Source organism: Bradyrhizobium sp. CCBAU 11434 (assembly GCF_028128895.1).
GTDB classification, from domain to species: domain Bacteria; phylum Pseudomonadota; class Alphaproteobacteria; order Rhizobiales; family Xanthobacteraceae; genus Bradyrhizobium; species Bradyrhizobium zhengyangense.
The window spans coordinates 1-3915 of sequence record NZ_LBJX01000008.1 but is presented as its reverse complement, the minus strand read 5'-3'; the positions used below and the strand labels follow the sequence as shown (position 1 = coordinate 3915).

Sequence of the window (3915 nt, the reverse complement as noted above, 5' to 3'; positions counted from 1 at the left end):
TGCTGTTCCAATTAGAACACAGGGCCGAGCAAGGCCTTCCGCCAAAATCCAAATTATTCTCCGCCGTCATTGACGACTATGGGAGATGAGCTACCTTCCATTGATCCTTAACACACGTGGGGACCTGCAATGTCTTGGCGTGAATTTTTTTCGAGCATTTCCCGAAAGCCGAATCCGGTCCAATCCTTCTATCTGCCGGCAGTTCCAACCAGGAAGTTCCCACCCCAATTGCCATTTAGACTTCCCAAGGAAGTCATTGCAATGTTCGTGGTCAGCGGCTTTGAGGCCACATTTCCCTTTGAGTTTGGCAACACAACCGGCGAGCCGAAAGACAAGGCCGGCTTCAATCTAGCGATCAATAAGATGTTGGGGGATCGAGAATTTGTATTTAAGCAGCGGATCGTTGTCGCTCCTGCAGCAGCCGAGAGGAACAAGAAGGAATTTCGAGTAGAATATCTCTTCTCGCAACACTTACTTCGGCGAAACCAGGCCATCCTCGATCGACTCTCAACCTCAGTCGCGACACAATACAATTTTTTGCTTGACCTGATGTGCCAGCTTTCAACGCATCATGAGAACCTGGACATCCAGGTCGATGAAGTAGGTGCCTACTGGATTCGAGTTCGCAAAGCGAAGCCCTACAGAGAGAACTCCTTCTTTTCTGATGTTACCGCCCTGGTTCACACCATTGGCCCAAGCGTCGTGAAAGTTGTCTTTGGCGAGACTGATTCGGATATTGACGTTGAGTATCAGTACGGCTGGATGTCGCAGTTTATCCGATCAACTCTGGACAAGCCCAAGCCCTAATGTTCGAGGCTAACTATTCTCGTGTCATCGAGCACAAATTGCTCAAATCGCTCTCGAAACTCTTCGCTAAAAAGCCAGGGCGACCAGTCTCGCCAAAATGCGAGAGCGATTCCCGTTGTATCGGGATAACCACTCTCTCTCAGTGCATCATAAAAGCCCGGCCTCAAGCGAAGTGCCCAAGGCCCTACCACGAGTCCCTCAGGTTTCACGACCGTTTCGTATGTCATGTCGCAGCGATGCGTGTCTTTTCCCGTTAGGTAGTACCAAAAGTCACTTGGTATCGTGATCTTGGGATAGGCATGGCGCGGATCTACTAACACCCTAAATTTGAATGTTGTTCGCAGCCTTTGCTCTGCCGCAATTAATTCGGGTCCTAACATTGTGCGAATGTTGCGGCCGTCCATTACCAGTTTCGCAAACGGCGCTAAGTCTGATGCTGCCTCCATCCACACTTCTTGCGATCGCAATGCAAACTTGCGGTTGGGAACTCGCTCGTTTTGATTCTTGAGCGATGCTGCCCACCACCAACGTGCGTCTTCTCGCTTCGCACCCAACTCAGGATCAGAGTAGCCTAATATTCTAGAATAGTCGGGAGGAGGATCTCCAATCTCTCCTGAAGATGCGGCCACTATCACGTAAGGCGCAACACCCTTTTCTATAGAATCGGAATAGACCTGCTGATCCAGGATCTCCTCTGGATGCTCGACAAACCTTTCGAACGCTCTAACTCGAAGTTCATGATAGTCGCGGTACGCGGTTCGCGCGGATTTGAGGAAGTCTTCGCTCATGCTTTTGGTTACAAATTTCTCTTCCAACTCGACATCAGCCCTCATTTCCTCGACGATTGTTCGGTCAAAGATCCTCTTTGCAGTGCGATTCACAATTTCCCATGCTTCGCCCACCGACGCCTTTTGAATGTCTTCGGCATGATCGCGAAGACCGATTACTAGACTCGCAAAACGCTCGCTAGGGTTGAAGGAAGACGTCGTCTCTGTTCTTGTCTGCTGCTGTCCCCAAACACGACATGCGAGAGCGCCGTAACAAATTGGAAGGAAAGGCTTGTCGTCAATTAAGAGGCCGTCTCCAATAGTCCCTGGCGAATTGATAACTCCCGATTGGATCAATACACGATATGCCCAAGTGTATCTTTGAGACACAATCGCATTCGCGGGCACATCCTTTTGAATCGCATGAGAGGCTTTGATGCCTAAAACACGCTCTGCCTTTGCTGTCTGGATATGATGCGCGATTGCCTCCAACAACGATTCGCCACTCGTCTCAATCTCACCAAATCGCGATGAATGATGATGCGTATCATCGCTTAGCATTTTCTTTCTGTCTCGAATGTTCTTTGCGATTGCGAGTACAGAATCCGTTGGCGATTTCACGCCGAGATGATTACAAAACAGCTTTTCACGATAGCTTTGAATCGGGACAAGCAGCTCACCCGTCTTTTGCGCACTGCGGATGATTTCGGGCAAATTCAGGTAGACAGTAAAAAACTGCCTCATGCGGAAAGCGCCGTAGTTGGTCAGAACGAAGTCAACGAAGTGACGCTTTTCGTGCCAGCACGCCACCGCAATGGTGCTTGCGCGGGTCGCGATCCAGTGATCTTCGATTGATCTAATGTGTTCGACTAGCTCGTCATCCGCACCTCGGAGCGCAAGATCAAGCGCTTTTCCAATTTCAGGCGCCCCTCTCATTCGCGCAATGAGATGCGTGTCATACCATAGCGTGAGTGAACTAGGATCAAATTGGATAATTGGAATCATGGAAAGAGATCGCGCGACAACATCTTTGGATCTGTATCGACGGCAAGATCACCGAGCGTCTTGTTGTTCTTCGGATCTACCACGGCGACCTTAGATGGTTTTTCGCTCCCCCGGAGTAGAGTCTGAATTTTTTCAAACAAAGTAACGCCAGCCGTGGCAGTCGTAATCGCTACCGTAATTAATTGTAGAATCTGCTCGATTTCCTGAGGTCCAATAGGAGAATCCACTGCATCCGCTAGACTTTGATCGGACTGCGGCTCATCTAATTCAATTCCCGCGATCTCAGGAAGCTCAGCAATCTTATCGATTACTTCCTTGGGACCTCGCAAAGTCACCACAACAGCCATTTTCCTCTCCGTCTATTTCTCAGGGCAGATTGCACGTATGGACATACCCCAACCTGAAGTTTATCATGCCATTTTGGAAAGTCAGCGTCAGACGAACTAGATTCCAGAAATGATTATGTCGAGCTCGGTTTCGCGAGCTGCGACAGCATATCGTTACGAGCGATCTATGAATTGGCTTAGTAAGCTGCTCTTTCAACGAAAAGTGCGTTCTAATAAGTTAGAGCCTGCGCCAGCCAAGCTGACCACGGCTGCCCAAGGTACTGAAGGCAAGCGGCACAGACCGGATCTACGGATCGAGCTTCTCAGCCTCCGCTATGAACACCTTATGGTGCTGGTCGGCCGTTGGCCGACTAATGAAAAGGATCTCAGCGACTGGGACAGAGTTGCGGAGCGTGCGAAGATTGACAATACGAATGCCATAAGTGCTGCAAGCGAACTTGGTGTCGAATTTACAATCACGTTTTGGCAGCTTCTGCTATCGAACGCGATCTGGAATTTGGACGCCTGTAGCCTCACTTACTTATCCCAGCAAGCCAGCCTTTTTTACTTGATAAGACGTGATGGGAGATTTGAGGAGGAAGCTGGATTGATTTGCGCAGCACTTATCTCAATTAGGAAGTGGATGGACTGGCCACCCGACAAGCCCTTTGAGTTGGATGATTGCCAGGTTATCCTCGAGCTGGCGGAAACCTTGTCCCCATCCGAAGACCGTCACGTACTAGCCTTGCTGGGCTTTGTTGTGAACCATACGGTCGCAATCCCGAGCTTTCGACACAAGATTGAACATCGTCAGTTTTGGGATCGTCTTATTCCTCTCCTTGAGCGAAGCGCCACAAACAGTGGAAATGAGGCAAGTATCAGCGCGATCAACGTGGCTCGCGGGGTCCTTCAATGGAATTGGAACCTCCAGGGTCACGTAATCCAACTTAGCTCTAACTCGGCCACGGACGAGCATCCGCAGCCTAGAAATGGGTAACCGCTTAATCCCC

General features: G+C 49.8%; 4 protein-coding genes. 2 read left to right on the top strand and 2 right to left on the bottom strand.

What is annotated here, in order from left to right; translation table 11 throughout:
* Positions 1 to 261 precede the first annotated feature (261 nt).
* Positions 262 to 807 carry a hypothetical protein gene (locus XI06_RS07545; protein ID WP_271604973.1) on the top strand — a complete coding sequence of 182 codons (546 nt, stop codon included), beginning with the start codon at positions 262 to 264 and terminating at the stop codon, positions 805 to 807.
* On the opposite strand, the gene XI06_RS07540 is transcribed toward XI06_RS07545, so the two are convergent.
* The gene (locus XI06_RS07540) at positions 804 to 2579 is read right to left on the bottom strand and encodes a hypothetical protein (RefSeq protein ID WP_271604972.1); all 1776 of its coding nucleotides are present in this window, start codon (positions 2577 to 2579) and stop codon (positions 804 to 806) included. The two genes, XI06_RS07545 and XI06_RS07540, sit on opposite strands and share 4 nt — an antisense overlap.
* A complete protein-coding gene (locus XI06_RS07535) occupies positions 2576 to 2926 on the bottom strand; it encodes a hypothetical protein (protein ID WP_271604971.1) in 351 nt (116 codons plus the stop codon). The genes XI06_RS07540 and XI06_RS07535 overlap by 4 nt, the downstream gene beginning before the upstream one ends.
* Before the next feature lie 166 nt (positions 2927 to 3092).
* On the opposite strand from XI06_RS07535, the gene XI06_RS07530 reads away from it, so the two are divergent.
* Positions 3093 to 3902 carry a hypothetical protein gene (locus XI06_RS07530; protein ID WP_271604970.1) on the top strand — a complete coding sequence of 270 codons (810 nt, stop codon included), beginning with the start codon at positions 3093 to 3095 and terminating at the stop codon, positions 3900 to 3902.
* The last annotated feature ends 13 nt before the right edge of the window (positions 3903 to 3915 follow it).